The organism is Listeria goaensis (assembly GCF_900186125.1).
Lineage (GTDB): Bacteria > Bacillota > Bacilli > Lactobacillales > Listeriaceae > Listeria > Listeria goaensis.
Genome location: NZ_FYBQ01000001.1, coordinates 199,893 through 224,141, shown reverse-complemented (window position 1 = coordinate 224,141; position 24,249 = coordinate 199,893). Strand labels below are relative to the sequence as shown.

Annotated in this window: 22 protein-coding genes; 2 read left to right on the top strand and 20 right to left on the bottom strand. The window is 40.2% G+C overall.

Annotation, left to right across the window (positions count from 1 at the left end; all coding sequences use genetic code 11):
* Nucleotides 1-16: 16 nt before the first annotated feature.
* The 4 genes from hfq to CFT42_RS01115 form a co-directional block, all read right to left on the bottom strand.
* Nucleotides 17-247 (bottom strand): RNA chaperone Hfq, encoded by a 231-nt coding sequence (hfq, locus tag CFT42_RS01130; protein ID WP_088808766.1) that lies wholly within the window; start codon nucleotides 245-247, stop codon nucleotides 17-19.
* 110 nt (nucleotides 248-357) lie between these two features.
* Nucleotides 358-1,272, bottom strand: coding sequence for a tRNA (adenosine(37)-N6)-dimethylallyltransferase MiaA (gene miaA / locus CFT42_RS01125; protein WP_088808765.1), 915 nt, complete (start codon nucleotides 1,270-1,272; stop codon nucleotides 358-360).
* A gap of 111 nt (nucleotides 1,273-1,383) precedes the next feature.
* Nucleotides 1,384-3,060 (bottom strand): glycerol-3-phosphate dehydrogenase/oxidase, encoded by a 1,677-nt coding sequence (locus tag CFT42_RS01120; protein WP_088808764.1) that lies wholly within the window; start codon nucleotides 3,058-3,060, stop codon nucleotides 1,384-1,386.
* 172 nt (nucleotides 3,061-3,232) lie between these two features.
* Nucleotides 3,233-3,964 (bottom strand): glycerophosphodiester phosphodiesterase family protein, encoded by a 732-nt coding sequence (locus CFT42_RS01115; RefSeq protein WP_088815189.1) that lies wholly within the window; start codon nucleotides 3,962-3,964, stop codon nucleotides 3,233-3,235.
* A 160-nt stretch (nucleotides 3,965-4,124) separates the two neighbouring features.
* Between CFT42_RS01115 and CFT42_RS01110 the strand changes: the two genes are divergently transcribed.
* The gene (locus tag CFT42_RS01110; protein ID WP_088815188.1) at nucleotides 4,125-5,966 is read left to right on the top strand and encodes an acyltransferase family protein; all 1,842 of its coding nucleotides are present in this window, start codon (nucleotides 4,125-4,127) and stop codon (nucleotides 5,964-5,966) included.
* A gap of 32 nt (nucleotides 5,967-5,998) precedes the next feature.
* Here the strand turns inward: CFT42_RS01110 and CFT42_RS01105 are convergent, their stop codons facing one another.
* The 4 genes from CFT42_RS01105 to CFT42_RS01090 all read right to left on the bottom strand — a co-directional run bounded on the left by CFT42_RS01105 (nucleotide 5,999) and on the right by CFT42_RS01090 (nucleotide 11,465).
* Nucleotides 5,999-6,463: an S-ribosylhomocysteine lyase gene (locus tag CFT42_RS01105; protein WP_088808761.1), complete on the bottom strand. Its 465-nt coding sequence runs from the start codon at nucleotides 6,461-6,463 to the stop codon at nucleotides 5,999-6,001.
* Between the two features lie 20 nt (nucleotides 6,464-6,483).
* Entirely contained in the window at nucleotides 6,484-8,940 is a 2,457-nt protein-coding gene (parC, locus tag CFT42_RS01100) for a DNA topoisomerase IV subunit A (protein ID WP_088815187.1), read from the bottom strand.
* The gene (gene parE / locus CFT42_RS01095) at nucleotides 8,937-10,904 is read right to left on the bottom strand and encodes a DNA topoisomerase IV subunit B (protein ID WP_088808759.1); all 1,968 of its coding nucleotides are present in this window, start codon (nucleotides 10,902-10,904) and stop codon (nucleotides 8,937-8,939) included. Before parE ends, parC begins: the two co-directional genes overlap by 4 nt.
* A 153-nt stretch (nucleotides 10,905-11,057) precedes the next feature.
* Nucleotides 11,058-11,465 carry a CoA-binding protein gene (locus CFT42_RS01090; protein ID WP_088808758.1) on the bottom strand — a complete coding sequence of 136 codons (408 nt, stop codon included), beginning with the start codon at nucleotides 11,463-11,465 and terminating at the stop codon, nucleotides 11,058-11,060.
* Between the two features lie 144 nt (nucleotides 11,466-11,609).
* On the opposite strand from CFT42_RS01090, the gene plsY reads away from it, so the two are divergent.
* Entirely contained in the window at nucleotides 11,610-12,206 is a 597-nt protein-coding gene (gene plsY / locus CFT42_RS01085) for a glycerol-3-phosphate 1-O-acyltransferase PlsY (RefSeq protein ID WP_088808757.1), read from the top strand.
* A gap of 35 nt (nucleotides 12,207-12,241) precedes the next feature.
* Here the strand turns inward: plsY and CFT42_RS01080 are convergent, their stop codons facing one another.
* From CFT42_RS01080 to ylqF, 12 genes are all read right to left on the bottom strand, one after another.
* Complete coding sequence (locus tag CFT42_RS01080) at nucleotides 12,242-13,114, bottom strand: aldose 1-epimerase family protein (protein ID WP_088808756.1); 873 nt, start codon at nucleotides 13,112-13,114, stop codon at nucleotides 12,242-12,244.
* The gene (locus CFT42_RS01075; protein WP_088808755.1) at nucleotides 13,107-13,427 is read right to left on the bottom strand and encodes a hypothetical protein; all 321 of its coding nucleotides are present in this window, start codon (nucleotides 13,425-13,427) and stop codon (nucleotides 13,107-13,109) included. Before CFT42_RS01075 ends, CFT42_RS01080 begins: the two co-directional genes overlap by 8 nt.
* A 1-nt stretch (nucleotide 13,428) precedes the next feature.
* Nucleotides 13,429-13,857, bottom strand: a complete 429-nt coding sequence (locus tag CFT42_RS01070) for an acyl-CoA thioesterase (RefSeq protein WP_088808754.1) — start codon at nucleotides 13,855-13,857, stop codon at nucleotides 13,429-13,431.
* A 152-nt stretch (nucleotides 13,858-14,009) separates the two neighbouring features.
* Nucleotides 14,010-14,789, bottom strand: a complete 780-nt coding sequence (gene codY, locus CFT42_RS01065; protein ID WP_088808753.1) for a GTP-sensing pleiotropic transcriptional regulator CodY — start codon at nucleotides 14,787-14,789, stop codon at nucleotides 14,010-14,012.
* Nucleotides 14,790-14,808: 19 nt separating this feature from the next.
* Nucleotides 14,809-16,215 carry an ATP-dependent protease ATPase subunit HslU gene (hslU, locus tag CFT42_RS01060; protein ID WP_088808752.1) on the bottom strand — a complete coding sequence of 469 codons (1,407 nt, stop codon included), beginning with the start codon at nucleotides 16,213-16,215 and terminating at the stop codon, nucleotides 14,809-14,811.
* Between the two features lie 11 nt (nucleotides 16,216-16,226).
* Entirely contained in the window at nucleotides 16,227-16,766 is a 540-nt protein-coding gene (gene hslV, locus CFT42_RS01055; RefSeq protein ID WP_088808751.1) for an ATP-dependent protease subunit HslV, read from the bottom strand.
* Nucleotides 16,767-16,785: 19 nt separating this feature from the next.
* Complete coding sequence (gene xerC / locus CFT42_RS01050) at nucleotides 16,786-17,691, bottom strand: tyrosine recombinase XerC (RefSeq protein ID WP_088809066.1); 906 nt, start codon at nucleotides 17,689-17,691, stop codon at nucleotides 16,786-16,788.
* A gap of 218 nt (nucleotides 17,692-17,909) precedes the next feature.
* Nucleotides 17,910-19,238, bottom strand: coding sequence for an FADH(2)-oxidizing methylenetetrahydrofolate--tRNA-(uracil(54)-C(5))-methyltransferase TrmFO (trmFO, locus tag CFT42_RS01045; RefSeq protein ID WP_088815186.1), 1,329 nt, complete (start codon nucleotides 19,236-19,238; stop codon nucleotides 17,910-17,912).
* Nucleotides 19,239-19,313: 75 nt separating this feature from the next.
* Complete coding sequence (gene topA, locus CFT42_RS01040) at nucleotides 19,314-21,392, bottom strand: type I DNA topoisomerase (protein WP_088815185.1); 2,079 nt, start codon at nucleotides 21,390-21,392, stop codon at nucleotides 19,314-19,316.
* Between the two features lie 248 nt (nucleotides 21,393-21,640).
* Nucleotides 21,641-22,483 (bottom strand): DNA-processing protein DprA, encoded by an 843-nt coding sequence (gene dprA, locus CFT42_RS01035; RefSeq protein WP_088815184.1) that lies wholly within the window; start codon nucleotides 22,481-22,483, stop codon nucleotides 21,641-21,643.
* A 147-nt stretch (nucleotides 22,484-22,630) separates the two neighbouring features.
* The gene (locus tag CFT42_RS01030) at nucleotides 22,631-23,389 is read right to left on the bottom strand and encodes a ribonuclease HII (RefSeq protein WP_088815183.1); all 759 of its coding nucleotides are present in this window, start codon (nucleotides 23,387-23,389) and stop codon (nucleotides 22,631-22,633) included.
* Nucleotides 23,386-24,243, bottom strand: coding sequence for a ribosome biogenesis GTPase YlqF (gene ylqF, locus CFT42_RS01025; protein WP_088808746.1), 858 nt, complete (start codon nucleotides 24,241-24,243; stop codon nucleotides 23,386-23,388). The genes CFT42_RS01030 and ylqF overlap by 4 nt, the downstream gene beginning before the upstream one ends.
* Nucleotides 24,244-24,249 lie beyond the last annotated feature (6 nt).

Sequence of the window (24,249 nt, the reverse complement as noted above, 5' to 3'; positions counted from 1 at the left end):
TACGAATGAAATACGATTAGTCTTCTGGATTGAGTGCCACATTTTTTTGTGGTGAAAATGTCGAAATCGCATGTTTAAATACTAATTGTTGTTTTCCTTCAACATCAAGAAGAACCGTGAAATTATCAAAGCTAACAACTCTTCCACGCAATTGGAAACCATTTGTTAAAAATACAGTCGCCAAAATTTTCTCTTTTCTTAGTTGATTTAAGTATTGATCTTGTAACGCTTGTCCACCTTTAGTCATGTCTACCTCTCCTATCTATCTTTCTAAGAACTCCCCCCAAAGAGGTTCATCTAAAACAGTCCGAGAACTATTTTAAATTCATTACCCTGTATTTCGCACTAATAAACCGTTTATTCGTTTAAAAAACGCTGTATAGCGTCATCTGCCTGTAAAAAACTATTTTCAGAAAGCATGTTAATCCACTTGACAGACATACGATTTCTAAACCAAGTAAGTTGGCGTTTTGCAAAGTGTCTTGAGTTCTTTTTAATTAATTCAACAGCCGCGTCCATAGTGACTTGACCATCAAAGTATTGAAATAATTCTTTATAACCAATTGCTCTTGTCGCCGAATTGTCGCCTAGATGTTGTTCATAGAGCCATTTCGCTTCATCAAGTAAGCCATCATCCATCATATGTCGCACACGTTCATTAATTCGCTCATATAAAAGTTCCCTAGGTAAATCCAAGCCAATAAAAAGCGGCGAAAACTCAGGATTCAATTCACGCTGGTTTTGCATGGCACTAAACGGTTGGCCACTTGCATGCATGACTTCCAGTGCACGAATTACTCGTCGTTTATTGTTCGGATGAATGGTTTCAGCACTTTTTGGGTCTTCTTTTTTAAGGCGCGCAAAAAGCGTTTCATTATCAAGCTGTTCCATTTCAGTACGGAAATTAGCATCTTCGCCAGACTTTCCAAATGCGTAATCGTAAAAAACGGACTGAATATAAAGACCCGTTCCACCAACAATAAAAGGGAGTTTTCCTCTAGAAGAAATATCTCTTATCGCGGTGATGGTTGCTTCCTTAAATTTTGAGGCAGTAAACGGTTCGTCTGGGTTCACCACATCAATTAAGTAATGCGGTACGCTTTCTTTTTCAGTTTCCGTAATTTTAGCCGTTCCAATATCCAGCTTTTTATAGACTTGAACGGAGTCACCACTGATGATTTCTCCTTGCCATTTTTTCGCTAATTGGATACTTAACGCCGTCTTTCCTACTGCTGTTGGACCAACGAGGACAATGACAGGAATTCCAGCCAAATAAACCCCTCCTTGCATCTACTACTAATGTACCATGAAAAACGCTAGAAGCAAACCTTTTTTTCAAAATAAAAACTGACGATAATTTTGATATTATCGTCAGCTCTTTCTTTATCTATCGTGCCAATCCGCTGGCTCTCTAGCATCTTGTATCTCCGCTTCAAGCTCTTTTTTCAATTTTTCTTCTGTTTCAGCGTCCCAGTGGAATAAATTTTGCATTTCATCGACTACTGCATCTTTCCATTCAAGCAGATACGGCATATCGAAAAGCAAGTAACCTGTGCGTCGTAACAAGAAATCAACAGGGTGAATAGCGGATTCATGATAAACCGAATAGTGCAGTTCTGCGTATAAACTATTTGGAAGTGTCGTAATACCTTTTTCCTTATGTTCTTGTGCATACGTAAAGAGTTGATCAATGTTCGTACCGAAGCGTTTCGCTAATTCACGTGAAATGGCAAGTGACCAACCGAAGCGATTACTGCCTTCTTTTGCTTTTTTATCAATGAAAGCCTCTAAATTTTCAGAGCCGCCAATATCTCCACCTGAAATCGGTAAATGTTTCGTTTGAACAGTTTGATACGTTTTACCCGTTTCGCTACTTAACGGTTTTGTCACTTCATCTAAAAGTTTTTCCGCCATTTTCCGGTAGCCCGTTAATTTACCGCCAGCCATCGTAATGAGACCACTTTCAGAAAACCACACTTCATCTTTACGGGAAATTTCAGACGGATCTTTTCCTTCCTCATAAATCAGTGGCCGAACGCCTGCCCAGCTAGATTCAATATCTTTTTCGGTAATTTTAACGTCTGGGAACATATAGTTAATCGCTTTAATCACATACGTGTGGTCGGATTCAAGCGCTCTCGGATGAATCGGAAACTCATCATAAAATGTATCCGTCGTGCCAACATAAACTTTTTTATCACGCGGAATCGCAAACACCATCCGACCGTCTGGCGTATCAAAATAAACAGCTTGCTCCATCGGGAACTTACTTTTATCGATAACAAGATGAACGCCTTTGGTTAAACGAAGATGTTTATTGTTGTGTGAATAGTCGAGGTTGCGCACACGGTCAACCCAAGGTCCCGCAGCATTGATTACTCTATGGCCTCGAATGTCGTATACGCGACCAGAAATACGGTCCGTAACTGTCACCCCGCGAACTTGTTTCGCCTCATCGTAAATTAATTTTTCCGCACGTGTATAATTGATGGCAAGTGCCCCAAGTTCAACCGCTTTTTTCATCACTTCAATAGTCAAGCGTGCATCGTCCGTTCTGTATTCCACATAAAATCCAGAGCCTCTTAACCCTTCTTTTTTCACAAAAGGATTTTTAGCGAGTGTTTCTTTCACGGAAAGAATTTGACGGCGTTCATCTTTTTTGACTCCAGCGAGGTAATCGTATAGGCGAATGCCCATGGAAGCCGTTCTTTTCCCCATGTTTCCGCCTTTATGGAAAGGTAACATCATCCATTCAGGTGTCGTGACGTGCGGTCCATTTTCATAAACGATTGCCCGTTCTTTTCCAAGTTCTGCAACTTCCTTCACTTCAAATTGTTGGAGATAGCGCAAACCTCCATGTACAAGTTTTGTTGAACGACTCGAGGTACCGCTTGCAAAATCCCCCATTTCAATGAGCGCCACCGACATACCGCGACTTGTTGCATCTAGCGCAATGCCAGCGCCCGTTATCCCGCCGCCAACAATAACAAGATCAAATGTTTCATCTTGCGCTTTTCTTTCAATTGTTTCTCTGTCAAATGCTGAAAATAATTGTACCATTTTGTATTTGCCCCCTTGATTTTAGACTACTATCCGTTAACTACTCGGCTTTTTCCACTTCGAGCGTTTTTTAAACATTTTGATAGAAAAAGGGACTACAAACATAGCGATTGCGCTCGCCGTTTGTAGTCCCTCTCATATCATTAGACTGTTTCGTATTAACTTACTTTCATTATACCGAATCCTCTTTGGAAAGCAAACTTTTTTGTTTGAGCCGCTCACGAAGCTGTACGGCGTCACTTGGGAAATCTGTGAAAATACCTGCTACTTGGGCTAAAAGGAAGGTTTCCATCTCCGCCGTCTGATTTACCGTCCAGTACCGCAATTTACGATTTGTTTTTCTCACTGGAAATGCTCGCTTAGAAAAATGCAACGACTGAATTTGATACGCGTCAAGGAGCGCTTCGTCTGCTTCATTTTCCTTGTAACAAATAAAAGCAAGTTCAACTGAATCGCTTAAAGCGCGCATGTTTTGGAGGGTTTTCATATTGAAGGAAGAAAAAATTATCCGCGGATTATCTTTCGTTTTTTGCCACACAATTTCTTCAATGCCCGTATATGAAAATTTATCCGTTTTAAGTTCGATATTTAAACGCATATGGCTGTTTTCAAATACGTTTAGTACTTCGTCTAGTCTAGGCACGCGCAAAGTTGACGCGTCCGCCCCGCCCGTTTTAATCCAAAGTGCTTGTAGTTCTTTATAGGTCATGTCTTTTACGTAGCCGGTACCGTTTGTTGTGCGGTCAACTTTTTCATCATGGATGACGACTGGGACTGCATCTTTTGTGAGTTGCACGTCAAATTCAACCCCGTCGCACCCCGAAAGTAAGGCGTTTTGAAAAGCGGGAATGGTATTTTCTGGAAATGTGCCGGAACTACCTCGATGTGCATAGATTTCAAGCATATGCCAACACTCCTTTCTTTTTTACTATTCCAAATGGCTCAAATTTATTAAAATTCTCTAAAGACGCGTTTTTCTGCGTTACAGTGGTATATTTGTATGTTATTATTGTACATGACTTCAAGAAACAAACAAAGATATGACATTAATAGGAGATGTTATTTTGAAGAGAACAGCTCGATACAGTAGAAAATATGTTCCGAGTATTGATGGACTTCGTGCACTTGCTGTCCTAGCTGTTATTGCCTATCACTTAAACTTTTCATGGGCGCAAGGCGGTTTTATCGGCGTTGATATATTTTTTGTACTTTCTGGATATTTAATTACAAACATTCTTCTTACACAGTGGGAAAATGAAAATACGATTCACTTAAAAGAATTTTGGTTGCGGCGTTTTAGGCGTCTAATTCCTGCCGCATACTTGATGATAATTGTTGTTGTGATTTTTGCTGTTTTATTCAATCGCGAACTACTTACTACTTTACGCGGTGATGCCATTGCTTCCTTTTTTTATATGAGCAATTGGTGGTTTATTTTTCATAATGTGTCGTATTTTGACTCATTTGGCTTACCTTCCCCGCTTAAAAACTTATGGTCACTTGCCATTGAAGAACAGTTTTACTTAGTTTGGCCACTATTTTTATACGGTTTCTTAAAATGGATTAAAAATCCGAAGTGGTTGCTGCGCATCATTTTAATCATCGCACTTTTATCCGCGATTTTAATGGCTGTGCTTTACACTCCTGGAAGCGACCCAAGTCGAGTTTATTACGGCACTGATACGCGTTTATTCGACCTTCTTATTGGCTGTGCTTTAGCCTTTGTTTGGCCGTTTAATCGTTTAAGTCCAAAAATACCGCGGCAAAGTAAACTTGCTTTAAATATTTCGGGAACGATAAGCATTGTTTTATTCTGCATACTCGTCTACAAAATGAACGAATATCAACCATTTTTATACCGCGGAGGACTACTGCTTGTTGCGATTCTCGGTGTTCTTATGATTGCAGCTATTGCCCACCCTTCTTGTTATTTAAGCAGATTGTTTAGTTTTAGACCGCTACGCTGGATTGGAACTAGATCATACGGTATCTACTTGTGGCATTACCCGATTATTACGCTGACAACTCCTGTCACAGAAATCGGTCAACCGAGCTTACTGCGTGCGTTTTTCCAAGTGACTGCTACGTTCATCATCGCAGAACTTTCCTTCCGATTTGTCGAAACACCTATTCGTAAAAAAGGCTTTATCGCTTACATGAAAGGCTTTAAGCACAAAAATTACGCCGTGATTAAAAATAAACCAATCGGACTTTGGGCAGCTATATCAGCACTCGTTCTTTCCATCGGGATTTTTGCAATAGGCATGTCTGGCATTCTTCCCATCAAAACGCAGGCAGAACGGACCGTCACTGAAGTAAAAACGTCCACAAACAATGAAAAGACGGAAAGTAAACATGAAGAAAAACAACCAAATACACAACAAAAACCCGAGCAAAAAGAGGAACCGAAAAAAGCAACAACCCCTATTCCTCCGAAAAAATACACATACACCCAGACGTTAGCATTAGGCGACTCGATTATGATTGACATTGAGCCCTATTTAAAAGAAGCCATACCCAATGTGACGATTGATGGGAAAATTGGTCGACAGCTCGTTGATGCGATTGATGTGTCTTACAGCTATAAAAAATTCAACACTAAAGGAAGCGCCGTTTTAATTGAACTTGGTACAAATGGTCCATTCACCGAAGCCCAACTAAACAAGCTTTTAGACCGCTTCAATCAGGCCGATGTTTATCTTGTCAACACACGCGTCCCGCGCGGTTGGGAATCAGAAGTCAACCAGTCCATTCAAAATGCATCTAGTCGCGAGAATGTCACTGTCATTGACTGGTATTCAGTCGCCGTAAACCACAATAACTATTTTGGTTCTGATGGCGTACATCTTACAAAATCCGGCTCCCAAGCCTACGTTAATTTAGCGCTTAACGCAATGAAAAAATAAAGAGGTTCCGAATTCGGAACCTCTTTTCTTTATTATGCGAAAACATCTGCCCAAGTATCTTTTTCACTTAAAAATTCGCGTGCCAATTCTTGCGCGCCAGACAAGCTATGGCTAGCTGCAAAGCCACACTGGACTTCATTACACGCAGGAACCTCAGTCGCTTCTAAAACGTCGTTTAGTGTCGCCTCTAAAATGCGCAACACATCATCAAAATCATCATGATTAATAAGTGATACATAAAAGCCCGTTTGACAGCCCATTGGACTAATATCGACAATTTTATCCGTATGATTTCGAGCTAGTTCCGCCATTAAATGCTCCAGCGAATGAAGTGCTGGCATTTCCATATGCGCCTTATTCGGTTGCTTAAACCGGACATCATACTTATAAATTTCATCGCCATGATAGCCCGTTTTTGTTCCTGCGAGCCTTACATATGGCGCTTTTACTTTTGTATGGTCCAAATTAAAACTTTCCACATTCATTTTTTCAGACACGTTTTTCAGCTCCTTATTGTTTAAGATTCTGGTGTTTCGCTATCCGTAATTTCTGGAATTAACGTCCACATATCAACTGGCTGTCCTTCCATCGCTTCATCAAGAACAAACGAACCATTTGAATAGCGATCCGTGAGTCGCAGATTGGCAGCATCTAATTCAACAAGCTGTTCTTTATTTGTTTCAATCACAAGTTTGTCTTCTGCACCAGCTAAAAGCAGCGCCACAAAACGGTGCGGATTCGATTTCAATTCCCGCAGCATAATTAAACCGCGTTTCGCACGTGTAATCGGTTCGAATTCCGAAAGTTTCATTTGTTTCAGTGACCCACGTTGCGTAACAAGAATCATATTTCTCATTTCATCAGGCGTAATCACAAAACCGCCAATGACTTCATCGCCCGCTTTTAAATTAATCGCTTTAACCCCGGCAGTACGCGCCCCAGAATCTGGTACTTCACTTACATTGTAACGCAAACCATAACCAAATTTTGTTGCCAAAAAGACATCTTCTGTATTCGCAATAAGCGATACAGCAAGCAGTTCATCGCTATCTTTCAGCTTAATCGCCATCATTGATTTCGAGTAGCGTTGTGGTTTGTAGTTCGTCATAAGGGACGACTTAATCATCCCGTTCTTCGTTATAAACAAGAAGTAGTGCGCTTCGTCAAACGCATGTACAACTTTCGCCGCGATAATCTCCTCACCTTGACTAATATCCGTCGCTAGATGACTAATATGGTCCCCAATATTTTTCCAGCGAATTTCTGGGAGCTCATGCACCGGACGATAAATGTAATTCCCTTTATTCGTAAAGAGTAGAATCGTATCCATCGTATTTACTTTTTCAATAAATATAGGATGGTCGGCTTCTTTCATCGCAAGCTCAAGCCCGTTTGAAGCCGCATAAGAGCGCATGCTTGTACGCTTCACATAGCCTTCTTTCGTAACAGACACAACAACATCTTCACTCGCCACAAGCACTTCCGTATCAATTTTAATTTCGGAAATTTCCGCCTGCACTTCCGTTAAACGCGGCGTTTTATACGTCTTCTTAATTTCCGTAAGCTCTTCTTTTAAAACGCCAACAAGCGCATCCGAACTCCCTAAAATCCGCTCTAAAATCGCGATTTTTTTAGTCAGTTCTTCCGCTTCCGTGCGAAGTTCCGTAATATCCGTATTCGTCAAACGATAAAGTTGCAAGGACACAATCGCCTCTGCTTGCTTCTCACTAAACTCGTAGCGCTTCTCAAGATTCAGTTTCGCATCACGTTTGTCCTTCGAGCCACGAATCAGCTTAATCACTTCATCTAAAATCGACAAGGCTTTGATTAAACCGTCTAAAATATGTTGCCTTGCTCGCGCCTTCCGAATGTCGAATTCCGATCGTTTTGTAATAATCTCTTTCTGGTGCGCGATATAGGCATCTAATAATTGGGTAAGCCCCATTAAGACTGGCCGTTTATTATGAATCGCCACCATATTAAAATTATAACTCACTTGCAAGTCCGTATTTTTAAATAAGTAATTAAGTACGCCCTCAGCATTAGCATCTTTCTTCAGTTCAATTGCAATTCTTAGACCCGTACGGTCCGTTTCATCGCGCACTTCCGAAATACCTTCAATTTTCTTTTCAATGCGAAGTTCATCAATTCGTTTCACTAAATTCGCTTTATTAATTTCATAAGGAATTTCATGAATCGTAATTTGTTTGCGTCCACCACGAATATCTTCAATCTCCGTCTTAGAACGCACAACAACTCGGCCTTTCCCCGTTTCATACGCCTTCTTAATGCCTTCTGCCCCTTGAATGATTCCCCCAGTTGGAAAATCAGGTCCTTTGACAATTTTAAGAAGCGCATCTAAGTCACAATCTGGGCGATCCAGTCGTTTAATGACCGCATCAATAATTTCCGTTAAATTGTGCGGCGGTATGTCTGTCGCATACCCGGCTGAAATCCCCGTTGAACCATTAACAAGCAAATTAGGAAAGCGCGCAGGTAAAACCGTCGGCTCACTTGATGTATCATCAAAGTTTGGAACAAAATCAACCGTTTCCTTTTCAATATCCCGAAGAAGTTCCGCAGAAATCGGCGATAAACGCGCCTCCGTATAACGCATCGCAGCAGGCGGGTCGCCGTCCACGCTACCATTATTACCATGCATTTCAATGAGCGCATTTCGCACTTTCCAATCTTGACTCATTCGAACCATTGCATCATAAACGGACGTATCTCCGTGTGGATGGTAATTCCCGATAACATTACCGACTGTTTTAGCCGATTTTCGGAAACCTTTTTCTGCTGTATTCCCTTCTTCATTCATCGCAAATAAAATCCGGCGCTGTACAGGTTTTAAGCCGTCACGCGCATCAGGAAGCGCACGTTCTTGAATGATGTATTTACTATAACGACCGAAGCGGTCACCCATTACTTCTTCAAGCGCTAAGTCTTGAATATGTTGTTCTGGTGTACTCAAACTTCCCGCACCTCCTGACTGATCATATTTTCATTTTCAAGAATACTTTGATCGTCTTCTAAACTAAACTCAACGTTATTTTCAATCCATTTCCGTCTCGGTTCTACTTTATCCCCCATCAGTGTAGCTACTCGTCTCTCAGCTCGAGCGGCATCTTCAATGCGGACGCGAATTAATGTCCGTGACTCTGGATTCATCGTCGTTTCCCACAATTGGTCGGCATTCATTTCACCAAGCCCTTTGTAGCGCTGAATCATGTAGCCTTTACCAATTTTTTTAATACAGCTGTCCAGCTCGTCATCTGTCCAGGCGTATTCGACAACTTCCTTTTTTCCAGAACCTTTACTTACTTTATATAATGGCGGAAGCGCGATGTAGACTTTACCCGCTTCAACAAGCGGCTTCATGTAACGATAGAAGAACGTCAGGAGCAGCACTTGAATGTGCGCGCCGTCCGTGTCGGCATCGGTCATGATGACAATCTTATCATAATTACAATCTTCTACTTCAAATTCCGAACCTACTCCAGCACCCACAGTATGGATGATTGTATTGATTTCTTCATTTTTCATAATATCTTGTAATTTCGCTTTTTCCGTATTAATTACTTTTCCTCGAAGTGGCAAAATCGCTTGGAATCTTCTGTCACGACCTTGTTTTGCAGAACCTCCAGCCGAATCACCTTCGACTAAATACAGTTCATTTTTGTTAGGGTTACGCGACTGGGCAGGCGTAAGTTTACCAGAAAGCAATGTTTCCGAACGTTTCCGTTTTTTCCCATTCCGTGTTTCCTCCCGCGCTTTACGCGCCGCCTCGCGCGCCTCACGTGCTTTCACAGCCTTTTTCACAAGAAGGCTACTTGTATCAGGGTTCTCCGCTAAAAAGTAGGCTAAGTGCTCTGCTACGACGGCATCAACCGCAGGACGTGCTTCTGCCGTCCCCAGTTTTTCTTTCGTTTGCCCTTCAAATTGCAGCAGATTTTCTGGAACCCGAATCGAAAGTACCGCCGACAAGCCTTCACGAATGTCACTGCCCTCTAAATTCTTATCTTTTTCTTTTAAAATACCAACGCGTTTCGCATATTCATTAAAGACGCGCGTCATCGCAGCTTTCATGCCCGATTCATGTGTCCCAGCGCCTTTTGTACGCACATTATTAACGAAACTTAAAATATTTTCCGAGTAGCCATCATTAAATTGAAACGCCATTTCCATTTCAATCGTGCCGCTTTCTCCTTCAAAAGAAACAACCGGATGCAAAACATCTTTCCCTTCATTGATATATTCAACGAAGTTTTTCACACCTTCCTCAAAATGGAACGCCTCGCCCATACCAACACGCTCGTCGATAAGTTCAATGCGCATTCCTTTAAGTAAAAACGCCGATTCGCGCAAGCGCTCTGAAAGTGTTTCATAGTTAAAAGAAGTCACAGGAAAAATACTTTCATCTGGTTTAAAACGGATGGTTGTACCCGTCTCTTTTGATTTTCCGATTTTTCGAAGCGTACCATCAGGCTTACCGCCACGAATGAAATTCTGTTCATACATAGCGCCGTCGCGACAAATTGTCACTTTTAACCATTCCGAAAGCGCGTTAACTACGGAAGATCCAACACCATGCAAGCCCCCGCTTGTTTTATATCCGCCCTCTTGACCAAATTTTCCTCCCGCGTGAAGAACGGTTAAAATCACTTCAACGGTCGGTTTCCCCGTTTTATGCATCCCCACTGGCATGCCGCGCCCCTTATCCGTTACGCTGACGCTCCCGTCATCATGAAGGATAACTTTGATTTCATGGCCGAACCCAGCTAAAGCTTCATCGACCGAATTATCGACAATCTCATAAACAAGGTGATGTAAGCCTCTAACATCAGTCGATCCAATATACATGGCTGGACGTTTTCGAACTGCATCTAACCCTTCTAAAACTTGAATAGAATCATCATTGTAAACATTTTTAGGCATCTATTCTTAACTCCTTTCGTGCATATCCCTTAAATTATCAAGCAGTCCTTAAACAGCTACCCTAACAGAATAGCATTATCTTTTGAAAATGGAAAGCATCTTTCTCAAACCGCGAAAAAACAGGCTCTTTTTTTGAACCTGCTTTATGTCTTTTCATTCAGCTAGCTCTCGGTAAGCAATTTTTATACAATAATCCATGACCACTGGATGCGTTTGTTTGAGGAGTTCATATGCTTCTTCATTTTGAATACCAAGCTGTGCCCAAAATACATTAGCATCGATTTCTAAAAATTCACGCGCAATATCCGGCAAAAATTCAGAACGTCTGAAAACATTAACAATGTCAACAGGTTCTTTAATGTCTGCTAAACGTGCTACAGCTTTCTCACCAAGAATTTTATCCGCCTTAGGGTTAACTGGAATAATTTTATATCCAGCTTCTTGCATGATTTTTGAAACTTGATAACTCGTACGTTCCGGTTTATCGCTTAGTCCAACTACCGCAATGGTTTTAGCTTCTTTTAAAATTTTATCGCGCGCTTCTTTTGTCGAATGATACATCCAAATCGCTCCTTTTTAAAAAGTGCCTCATTCCTTATTTTATCGCTATCTTGCGCGAATGTAAAGAACAGAACGATTTTTCACCAAATCCCAATTTTTTTATGCTATAATTCTTAATATGAGTTTAAAAAGAGGAGTTTTCGCATGCTTACAAAACTAATTTTATTGTCTGTCCTTGCCTATTTAATCGGCTCCATTCCTTCTGGTTTATGGATTGGAAAACTATTCTACAAAAAAGACATTCGCGAACACGGCAGTGGCAACTTGGGCGCCACCAACTCATTTCGCGTCTTAGGCTTAAAACCAGGCATCGTCGTAACCGTGATGGACATCTTAAAAGGAACCATCGCCACGTTACTTCCATTCTTTTTTCTCCCTAACATCGACCACCATTACATGCTACTCACAGGTGTATGCGCGATTCTTGGTCATAGCTTTCCAATTTTCGCAAGTTTTCGGGGAGGAAAAGCCGTTGCAACATCGGCTGGGGTCGTTTTAGCCTACGCGCCAATTTTATTCGTCTTGGCCGTCCTAGTATTTCTTTTAACCCTTAAAATCAGTAAATACGTATCACTTAGTTCGATGATTGCGGCCGCTGCGGCCTTTGTTATTTCGTTATTTTTGGGAGACCCTATCTTAATCGGCCTTATTACAGCGCTCGCCATTTTCATCATCTGGCGCCACCGGGCCAATATTAAACGCATCAAAGAAGGAACCGAACCGAAAATTACATGGATGTAAAAAACCCGCCAAGAATATTCTTGGCGGGTTTTTAGTTACCCTACTTGAATGGTATAGTTCGCTGTGAAAATTGCTTCTGGTTCAAGCTGTTCAATTCCCGCTTTATCACGGAGTTCAACTGGACTTCCTACGCCATCAGCAATTCCGTACCACGGTTCAATACATAAGAACGGTGTGCCGTCTCCCGCCGTCCAAATACCGACGAAAGGAAAATTCGGAAAATCAACTTGAACAAAATGCGCGTGTTTTTTAGAACGAATCGCGATTTTATTCTCTTTAAGCCCCTCAAAAATCAAGGCATCATTGGCAAACAGCTCATAATTAATTGGCAGCTCCATCGTTTCTTCCGCCGTCACACGTTTTAACTTGCCAGACCGATATGGCCCTTCCAGTTGCAACGACTCGAGCTCTTCTTTCGCATGGAAATCCAAATAATAATCATCAAACGTCGTTCCACGAACAAGTGGGAGATTAAACGCTGGATGCGCACCAATTGAAAAGTAAATTCGTTTTTCATCCGTGTTTTCAACTTGATACTCAACATGCACGCCGTCTTCAAGCAGCGTATAGCTGACCGTCAAATGAAACGCATACGGATACACCAACCTCGATTTTTCATCCGCAGAAAGCTCTAAAACGCACTTATCTCGCAAAAGCTCGACCACTTTAAACTCGCGGTCACGCGCAAAGCCGTGCTGGGGCAGATGGAACGCCTCCCCGTCGACAAAATAGGTGTCCTCTACAAGCCGACCCACTGTTGGGAATAAAATAGGGGCATGACGTCCCCAAAATGCGGTATCCGCATTCCACAAATAGTCTAGCTGCGTTTGTTTGTTATAAATTTTTGTAAGCTCTGCTCCCGCTTCCTTAAGTTCGATAAGCATTGTATCATTCTCAAGTTTAATCATGTTTTTCTCCCTCCAAGTGGAACCTGTCAATCTGATCCCACTTCGCTTCATTTTTTAAAACCGCAAGTTGAATTTCCCCAAACAAGTCAAAATGTGGTAAATTATCGTGCCCAAAATCAATATACGCTTCCGGCAATTGGTACTTCTTCCCCCATGCCTTCAACACATTTAAATCCGAACTAGCCACTTTAGTGACCGTCTTCGAATTTGGAAAACGCTCATCTAGCCAGTAGTGCGTTAAAATGGCAATTTCGCCGCGCATTGCTTTATCTTTAAAAGCAGTCAATTCAGCACGTTTTACACCAAATGCCATATTATTCCGCCCCTTCGATAGCCCGTGCATACTTCTCATGCCAGTCTTTTAACACGCGTTTTAAAGCCACTGGTTTAAAGCCATCCTTCGTCACACAAACATGTTTCGTTTCACCAGTAATCGCAATCTCGCCTGATTCCGCATAACGAATTTCATATCCGTAAGTAACACGCACGCCGTCATATTCCGATAGCCAAGTTTTAACAATCGCATTTTGCCCGTAGCGAAGTGGCTTCCCGTAATGAATGGCGACATCAATGACCGGCGATAAGTAACCAAGCTGTTCCATATCAAAATAACGCAAGCCTAAACTTTCAATAAAGCGCGTTCTTCCTAATTCCATCCAGATTAAATAGTTCGCATGATAGACTACACCCATTTGATCAGTTTCGGCATAGCGAACTTCAATTTCCGTTTCCGTAAAAGTCATAATTTACCTCCCCAAAAACCAGTCTTCCATACCATTTTAGCAAATTTCCAATCAAAACAGAAACTATTAAGGTGGAAAAAGCTCCCACAAGATGTGAGAGCTTTCAAGACTGATGACAAACAGCCTGCTTCGGCGTTCATCAGTCTAATCACTTAGTTATTTTTTAATTTTTCCAGCTCTACTAAGAATTTGTCATTTAATACGCGAATGAATGTACCTTTCATACCAAGTGAACGGGAATCAATAACGCCCGCACTTTCTAATTTACGAAGTGCATTAACGATTACAGAACGCGTAATGCCAACTCGGTCAGCGATTTTAGATGCTACTAGCAAGCCTTCTTTACCGTTTAATTCATCAAAAATATGTTCAATTGCTTCTAACTCACTGTAAGAAAGGGAGCTGATAGCCATTTGTACAACCGCACGGCTACGCGCTTCTTCTTCAATTTCTTCTGCTTTCTCATGTAAAATTTCCATACCTACAACTGTGCTACCATATTCTGCTAAAAGCAAGTCATCGTCTGTAAATTTATTTTCTAAACGAGAAAGAATTAGCGTACCAAGACGTTCTCCTCCGCCGACAACAGGTACAATCGTAGTTAATCCTTTCGTGAATAAATCGCTATTTTCAATTGGGAAAGCTGTATATTGACTGGAAACTTCAAGGTTTGCAGACGTTTCATTCACATTAAATAAGCTTTGCGTATATTCTTCAGGGAATTGACGCTCAGTAAGCATTTGCTTCATACGTTCGTTTTCAATTGGCAAAATTTCAGAATATCCTAAAAGTTTACCTTTACGACTTACAATGTATGTGTTTGCTTCAATCACATCGCTCAATGTATCTGCCATTTCTTTAAAGTTCACTGTTTTTCCTGCCGCATTTTGTAACATTGCATTAATTTTTCTTGTTTTTTCTAATAAAGTCATTATTAGATCCTCCTAAAATTTATAAAATAAATTGTGTTAAATCCTTACTTTGCATAATTGCTTCTAGTTTTTCATTAACATAACTTTCCGTGACTGTAACAGAATCCAGTGTAATATCGGGTGCTTCAAAAAGCAAATCCTCGAGCAATTTTTCTAAGATTGTATGTAACCTTCTTGCTCCAATATTATCAGATTCCTGGTTAACTTGAAAGGCAATTTCAGCCAATCTTTCCACTGCTTCTTTTGTAAAAATTAAATCAATATTTTCTGCTTTAAGTAAAGCCCGGTATTGTTTAATCAGCGCATTGTCTGGCTCCGTTAAAATCTTGATGAAGTCCTCTTGCGAAAGCTTATCAAGTTCAATGCGAATTGGGAAACGACCTTGAAGTTCGGGTATTAAATCAGACGGCTTCGAAATATGAAAGGCCCCAGCTGCAATGAACAAAATAAATTCTGTGTTTACCGTACCATACTTTGTCGCAATTTGCGACCCCTCAACGATAGGTAAAATATCTCGTTGTACACCTTCACGAGAAACTTGAGCATTGCCGCCACCATTTTGGCTTGCCACTTTATCAATTTCATCTATAAAAATAATCCCCATCTGTTCAGCACGGCGAATGCCCTCAGAAGAAACTTCTTCTTGATCAATCAATTTCGTTGCTTCATCCTCAAAAAGAATTTTCTTCGCTTCTTTCACTGTTACTTTGCGTTTCTTTTTCTTCTTAGGGAAAAGCCCTGAAAAAGCGTCTTGCATGCCCGCCATTTGATCCATGCCGCTTCCTTTAAACATATCAAACATTTGATTTTGTTGTTCAGCCACTTCAACTGTAACGACCTCATCATCAAGCTCGCCAGTTTTAATGCGATACTCTAGTTTATTACGCTTTTCTTTTAGCTCATCATCGACAATTTCTTGTTCGTCCTGATTAGGCGCAGCCCCTTGAAAAAGCGCTTCAAAGGGATTCTGAACTGTCTGCTGTTTTTTCTTCTGAGACGGCGCAAGCAACTTCGCAATACGTTTCTCTGCATTTTCTTCTGCTTTAAAACGCACCAATTGCATCTTCTCTTCTTTTACCAAGCGAACCGACACCTCAACTAAATCACGTACCATCGATTCAACATCACGACCAACGTACCCTACCTCAGTAAATTTTGTTGCTTCAACTTTTGTAAAAGGAGCTCGAACAATTTTAGCAATCCGCCGCGCGATTTCCGTCTTTCCAACGCCTGTTGGGCCAATCATCAGAATGTTTTTAGGAATGATTTCATCCCGCATTTCTTCGTCCATCATCATACGACGATAGCGATTTCTAAGCGCAACCGCAACTGATTTCTTGGCGCCATTTTGACCGATAATGTATTGATTAAGTCGTTCAACAATTTGTCGCGGGGTTAAACTTACCGTATCTTGACTATTCACCATCTATCACTCCTTCATAGCTCTTCAACAATAATGTGGTCATTTGTGAAAACACAGATTTCAGAAGCAATTTCTAACGCGTGCTTCGCAATTTCCTTTGCTTCCATATGCTCCCCGCTATATCGTTTTAAAGCTCGACCCGCACTAAGTGCATAATTTCCACCTGATCCAATCGCCAGAATGCCATCGTCTGGTTCAATAACTTCTCCAGTGCCAGAAACTAACAACAAAGTATCTTGATCCATTACAATAAGCATCGCTTCCAATTTGCGCAGAACATTATCGCTGCGCCATTGTTTGGCAAGTTCCACGGAAGCGCGTTCTAAATTGCCACCATATTCATTTAACTTACCTTCAAATTTCTCAAATAATGTAAAAGCATCGGCGACAGAACCTGCAAATCCAGCAATTACTTTATCATGAAATAATCGTCTTACTTTTCTAGCATTATGCTTCATAATAACCGATTCGCCAAGTGTCACTTGACCATCTCCTGCCATTGCAGCTTTTCCATTATGTTGAACTGCAAATATCGTTGTTGCATGCATCTCCATCGTTTTCGCCTCCTATTTTTTATGCTCTTGGATGATGTTTCATATAGGTTGCTTTCAAATGTTCCTTCGTAACGTGTGTATATATTTGCGTGGAAGAAAGACTAGCATGACCTAATAACTCCTGAACGGTACGCATATCCGCCCCATTATTAAGTAAATCCGTTGCAAACGTATGACGCAACATATGTGGATGAATTTTTCTTGTTAGTGATGCCTTTTCTATCACTTTCGTTAGCGCATAACGAATACCTCTTGCTGTCAACGGATCGCCATAATGATTGATCAGCAAAAAATTATGTTCTTTTCGGTGCTGCTTCATGAGAACTTTTCGCCCTTTATTCAAATATTCTTGCATCGCATCTTCAAAAAAAGAACCAAATGGCACATACCTTTCTTTATTTCCTTTTCCCCTAATTAAAATGGCTTGATAGGCTCGATCAATATCGTTCATCTGAATATCAGCACTTTCTGACACACGTATCCCTGTTCCATATAGAAGTTCAAGGATAACACGATTCCGCAGTGTAAGCGCTTCATCATTCTCGTATACAACTTGAAATAGAGCTTCCATTTCTTCATTGTAGAAAAACTTTGGAAGCCTTAACTCGCTCTTTGCATGTGAAACATACGTAAATGGGTTCGTACTCACAAACTCTTCGCGCAACATAAAATTGTAGAAGCTACGCAAACTAGAGATTTTCCTTGAAACTGAACTTCTTGAATACTCTTCCCTCTTAAGTTCAGTTAAATACAATCGAATCAACAAGTAGTCAACATCCTGATAATTCAAAATATGCTGCTGATTCAAAAAAGTTTGAAAATCCAAGATATCATCATGGTAAGCTACTACAGTATTGTCTGAATAATTTCGCTCATTTTGGATATATGTCATAAACATCTCCAGAATTTGCTGTTCTTTCACGATATTCACACCTTTCAAACACTACCATAGTATCATAAGGAATAACAAGTTGCAATAATTTCACGCATTTTTCGCAACATTTCCAATTAAACTAGAATCCCCTTCAATTTAACAAACTCAACTTTAAATCGCAAACATTTTCCATTAGATGCGGAACAATTCAAAAAATTAAAGTTGCGTTTTCTGAAAAGAAAGACTAAAACAAAGGCTGAACTTTACGTTCAGCCTAATTTATTATAGTTGTTTTCCAGTACTTCTGCAACCTTTTTTATAGCATTTAATGCTCGATTAGCCAGTTGTTCATTTCGTTCTTGTTTTGCTCTAACTTTTTCTGGCAGTTCAGGAAACAAACCGAAGTTAACATTCATAGGTTGGAAAGTTTTAGTATTCGCATTCGTAATGTAATGCGCAAGACTGCCTATCGCACTTTCAGCTGGGAATTCTACTAACTCATTGCCTAGTACATATTGCGCCGCATTAATTCCTGCCGCTAACCCACTAGCAGCAGATTCCACGTAACCCTCAACCCCTGTCATCTGTCCAGCGAAAAATAGATTTTTACGTGTTTTAAGTTGATAAGTATTTTTCATCGCTTTTGGAGAATTGATAAATGTATTTCGATGCATGACGCCATAACGAACGATTTCTGCATTCTCTAGCCCCGGAATAAGTCCAAAAACGCGTTTCTGTTCGCCCCACTTAAGATGCGTTTGGAAGCCCACCATATTATAAAGCGTTCCTGCTGCATCATCTTGGCGCAATTGTAGAACAGCATATGGTCGTTTACCTGTTTTCGGATTTTCTAACCCAACCGGTTTTAGAGGCCCAAAAAGCATTGTTTTAATTCCACGTTTTGCCATGACTTCAATTGGCATACACCCCTCAAAAAACACTTCTTTTTCAAACTTTTTCAGTTCAGCCGTTTCTGCAGTCACAAGTGCCTCATAAAATGCATGGAACTCTTCTTCTGTCATCGGACAATTTAAGTAAGCAGCCTCACCTTTATCATAGCGCGATTTCAAGTAAACTTTATCCATGTCAATACTGTCTTTTTCAATTATCGGAGCTGCTGCATCATAAAAATACAAATAGTCTTCTCCAGTAAGGTTTTGTATCTTTTCCGCTAAAGCTTCACTCGTTAAAGGGCCTGTTGCTATAATTGTTGTCCCTTCAGGAATATCTGTCACTTCTTCAAGATGGACAGTTACAAGAGGGTGGTTTTTCACTTTGTCCGTAATATAACCAGAAAATTCATGACGATCAACCGCAAGTGCTCCCCCCGCTGGAACTGAAGCTCGGTCAGCCGATTCAATAATAATAGAATCCAACATGCGCATTTCTTCTTTAATGACTCCTACAGCATTTGTTAGACCATTAGCGCGAAGTGAATTGGTACACACAAGTTCTGCGAATTTATCAGTATGATGAGCTGGAGTTTGTTTTACTGGTCGCATCTCATACAAATCAACTGCAATTCCTCTTTTCACAAGTTGCCACGCTGCTTCACTTCCAGCAATCCCTGCTCCAATAACATTTACTCTTTTTTCCAAAACGAAAATTCCCCTTCCATAAGCCTATAAACAGATGGACGAGCCAACCTCACTATTGAAGTTGGCTCTACCCTACTATTTTTGCGTTTCTTCTTTATAATCACAATTTGTACATTGAATTTGAATACCTTTTTTCAGTTTCTTCTCAATTAAAGCTTGCTCTCCGCATTTTGGACACGGACGTTCAACAGGTTTATCCCACGATACATAGTCACATTCAGGGTAACGATCACAGCCGTAAAAAATACGTTTTTTCTTACTCTTACGTTCAATCACGTGCCCTTTTTTACATTTCGGACAAGTAACACCTATTTCTTTTACAATTGGTTTGGTATTACGGCAATCAGGAAAACGACTACAAGCGAGAAACTTACCATATTTGCCCATTTTGTAAACCATAGGAGCTCCGCAAACATCACAGTCAATTCCAGCAGGTTCATCTTTAATCTCAATTTTTTCCATTTCTTTATCGGCGCGTTCAACATTAGGTTCAAAACTCTTATAAAATTCATCAATGACGCGAACCCACTGCTGTTTCCCATGTTCCACTTCATCCAGTTCCGACTCCATGTTCGCCGTAAAACTAACATTCAAAATCTCAGGAAAATACTCTTCAATTAACTCATTTACAATCTCACCGAGTTCGGTTGGCATGAAACGTTTATTCGTAAGCGATACATAGTTTCTACGCTGAATAGTATCTAAGGTAGGCGAATAAGTTGATGGACGCCCAATTCCTATTTCTTCAAGCGTCTTAACAAGTCTTGCCTCTGTATAGCGCGGAGGTGGCTGAGTAAAATGTTGACGCTGTTCAAGCGTTTCGTAATTCACTTTATCGCCTTTTTCCAAATCTGGAAGAATATTTTCTTTTTCTTCTTTATTGTCATCGTTACTTTCAACATAAACTTTCATAAAACCAGCAAATTTGATTTTTGAACCGTTTGCTCTAAACGTAACACCGTTATTGTCTAAATCAACTCGCATTGTATCTAATACAGCCGGTGTCATTTGGCTTGCAACAAATCGTTCCCAAATTAATTTATAAAGTCTGAGTTGATCGCGACTCAAATATTCTTTCATTTCTTGTGGTGTTCGTAAAACACTTGTTGGTCGAATCGCTTCATGAGCATCTTGAGAACCTTTTTGGTTTTTATCATTCCGCTTTTGGCTTCTAGCAAACTCATTTCCATAAGTATTCTTAATAAATGAATTAGCTTCACCCGTTGCCGTATCAGAAATCCTAGTTGAGTCCGTACGCATATATGTTATTAGTCCCACTGTTCCTTGTCTACCAAGTGCAATACCTTCATAAAGTTGTTGCGCAAGCATCATGGTTTTACGAGTTCTAAAATTAAGTTTCCGAGCGGCTTCTTGTTGTAGTGAGGAAGTAGTGAAAGGCGCTGCTGGATTACGAAGACGTTCTTTCTTAGTAACGTCAATAACTTCAAAAGTTTTGCCTTTGATTTGTCCCATAATTTCTTTTACATCATTAGCATTACTAAGTTTCTTCTTCTTACCATTTACACCATAAAAGTTAGCTTGGAAAGCTTTTTTTCCTTTTTTAAAATTGCCATCAATCGTCCAATACTCTTCTGGTTTAAAGTTATTAATTTCCTTTTCTCTATCAATGATAAGACGGAGTGCCACTGATTGAACACGTCCAGCACTCAAACCTTTCTTCACTTTCTTCCATAAAATTGGACTAATATTATAGCCAACTAAACGATCTAAAATACGTCTTGCTTGTTGTGCATCTACTAAGTCCATATCAATTTTTCGTGGATTTTTAAAAGACTCCTTAACTGCATCTTTTGTAATTTCATTAAAAACCACTCGTAAATCGTCAGTCTGATCAAGTTCAAGGCTATTCGCTAAGTGCCATGCAATTGCTTCCCCTTCGCGATCTGGATCGGCCGCGAGATAAACTTTTTTTGCCTTCTTAGCTGCTTGTTTTAATTCTTTTAAAACGGGACCTTTCCCGCGAATTGTAATATAACGTGGTTCAAAATCATGGTCTACATCAACACCCATCTGACTTTTTGGTAAGTCGCGTACGTGTCCCATAGATGCTTTTACTTGGAATTTTTTACCTAAATACTTTTCTATTGTCTTTGCTTTTGCTGGTGATTCTACGATAACTAAATAATCCGCCATTGGCTTTTCCTCCCTGATTTGGGTCAAATGAGCGGGCTAAATAATACTTTCTTATTTTCTGCCTCGCTAATCGTTTGCTTTCTTCTAAATTGATATACAATTCAGTAGTCAATAATAGCTCTTTCAAAAACTTTTGTCAATCCATCTTTTGAAATCATGCTATTTTTCAACCATTCTTAAGCAAACTTATATCAAAAAAACAGGAATTGCAAGCCAAATCACTTCATTTAGTTATAATTTTTCCATATTTAGTTAATTTCTTCTATTATATGCATGGACTGTGATACAAGTTTCGCACCTTCTGAAATTAAGCCATTCGTTCCTCCAGAACCTGTTGCAAAAATATTTCCTGGAACCACAAAAATTTCTCTATTCTGCTCGAGCGCATAGCTTGCCGTCACAAGCGAACCACTTTTTTCTTCCGCTTCTGTTATAAGAACTCCCTTCGTTAACCCACTCATAATTCTACTGCGTTCTTCAAAAAAATTTTTTCTTGCTTGTTGATTTGGCAAATATTCGCTGACTAAAACATTCCCCAGAGCTTTGATTCTTTCAAATAATTCCTGATTGTTTAGTGGATACGGTACGTTGAAGCCAGAAGGTAATACGCAAATTAAATTGCCATCCACCTTTAAAACGCTCCTCGCAGCAGTTTCTTCAACACCATGGAGGATCCCCGTTACAACTACCATATTTTGTTTGCAAAGTCCTTTTGTTAAAAATTTAGTAACAGCTCTCCCGTAGTGTCTCATTTTATGCGTCCCGATAACCGAAATAGATGGTTCAGAGAGTAATGACACCTCTCCGTAAATTAAGAGAATTGGCGGTGCATTTTGAATTTCCCGTAGTTGAGCTGGATAGTCATCATCAAAATAAAATAGAAATTGACCTCCTGACTCTTCAAACGCAGAAAGTTCTGTCGTCACATCTGCTACCTCTAGCTCCTCTTCTCCATCTAAAAATAATGTATGAAATTCCCGCTCTTCATATTGGAAACAATCTTTATCTAAACAGTATTGCCAAATTCTTGCTCGAAGAGTAGCAGGTAAATATAGCAACTCCTGCCAAGTATTTTTTTCAAGTAAATCCATATCGTAACCTCCTTTTTCTCTATTTTACGCAGAAGCCATGATTTAGCAAATCGCGAAAATAGCATTTTTAAAACGCAAAAAAAGAGTAGTTCTACATAGAAATACTCTTTTCAAAATCTATTTAACTAGTTTCAAACTGCTTTTAACTTAAAGATACAATTTTACTGGTGCAAATGTCTTTCGATGAATCGGACAAGGTCCAATACTTGCTAAACCTTCTAAATGCTTTTTCGTTCCGTATCCCATATTATGAGCAAAATCATAGCCCGGATATCTCTCGTCATACTCCCTCATTAAACGGTCACGCGTAACTTTAGCTAAAATTGAAGCAGCCGCAATCGAAATACTCTTGCTGTCACCTTTAATAATTGATAATTCATCAGGCGAACGTTTTAGCGGCATCGCATCAATTAATGTAAAATCAGGCGCTGGAGCTAAACCGTCTAATGCCTCATTCATCGCTATTTTAGTCGCCTCATAAATATTGACTTCATCGATAATCGAATGCGGCACGATTCCAACATGATAGGCAATAGCATTTTCTTTAATTTCATCAAAAAAAGCTTCTCGTTTTGCTTCATTAAGTTGCTTAGAATCATTAATTCCAAGCACATTAAAATCGTCTGGCAAAATGACAGCCGCCGCAACAACAGGCCCCGCAAGTGGACCACGACCAACTTCATCAACGCCCGCAACATAGCGAAAACCTTTTTGATATGCTTCATTTTCAAAAATTTGCATCTCACGCATTTTTTCCTGAAGAAGATATGCTTTTTCCATCCGTTTACGTGCATTCTCAACAAGCTTTTGAACCCCTTTTCGCTCATCTTGAATAAAAGGGGAGAGTTCCTTTTCTGTATTAATTCCGCTTATAATCTGTTTTATCTCGCTTATCGAATAGCTCAATTTGTGTCACCTAATTCTGGTAAATCAAAAGAGATTTTACCGGCTTTTTGTTGCCTAATTTCCCGTACTAGCCACTCTGCCGCGCGTCCATAATCTGGATCGCGATATTTATCGAAGTAGCCGTGCTTGCTAGCAATTTGGGCTAATATTTCTGTATCATCCGAAGCATTTACAAAATCCAGCCATTCCTTTAACCTCACAGGGTAATGAGCTTCTAAAAAGTGAATGCCATATAAAGCGATTTCTTCCATGTTTAAAATGTCATCTTTAATCGCACCTGTCAGCGCTAATTTAAATCCTACTTCTTGGTCTTCAAATTTTGGCCAAAGAATGCCTGGCGTATCAAGCAGTTCAAGCGTTTTGCCCACTTTTATCCATTGTTGTGCTTTCGTAACGCCCGGTTTATTACCCGTCTTAGCAATATTTTTTTTTGCTAGGCGATTTATAAGCGTGGATTTACCTACATTGGGGATTCCTAAAATCATGGCACGAATAGCTCTCGGTCGCATTCCTCGCTCCTTTTGACGTGCGAATTTTTCCGCCATAAGCTCTTCGGCTGCGCGTTCGATTGCATGAAGATTTTTTCCTTGCTGTGCATTGACCGGAACTGCTTTTAAACCTTTTTCTTTAAAGTAGGCCACCCATTCCTTCGTTACTTTTTCATCTGCTGCGTCCGCTTTATTTAAGATAATGACGCGTTTTTTCTGGTGGATTATTTCTTCAAGCATTGGATTCGATGAGGATAGAGGAATTCTGGCATCCACAAGCTCGAAAATCACATCTACTAATTTTAATTTCTCGGTCACTTCTCTACGTGCTTTCGCCATATGACCGGGGAACCACTGAATTGTCATGAACGT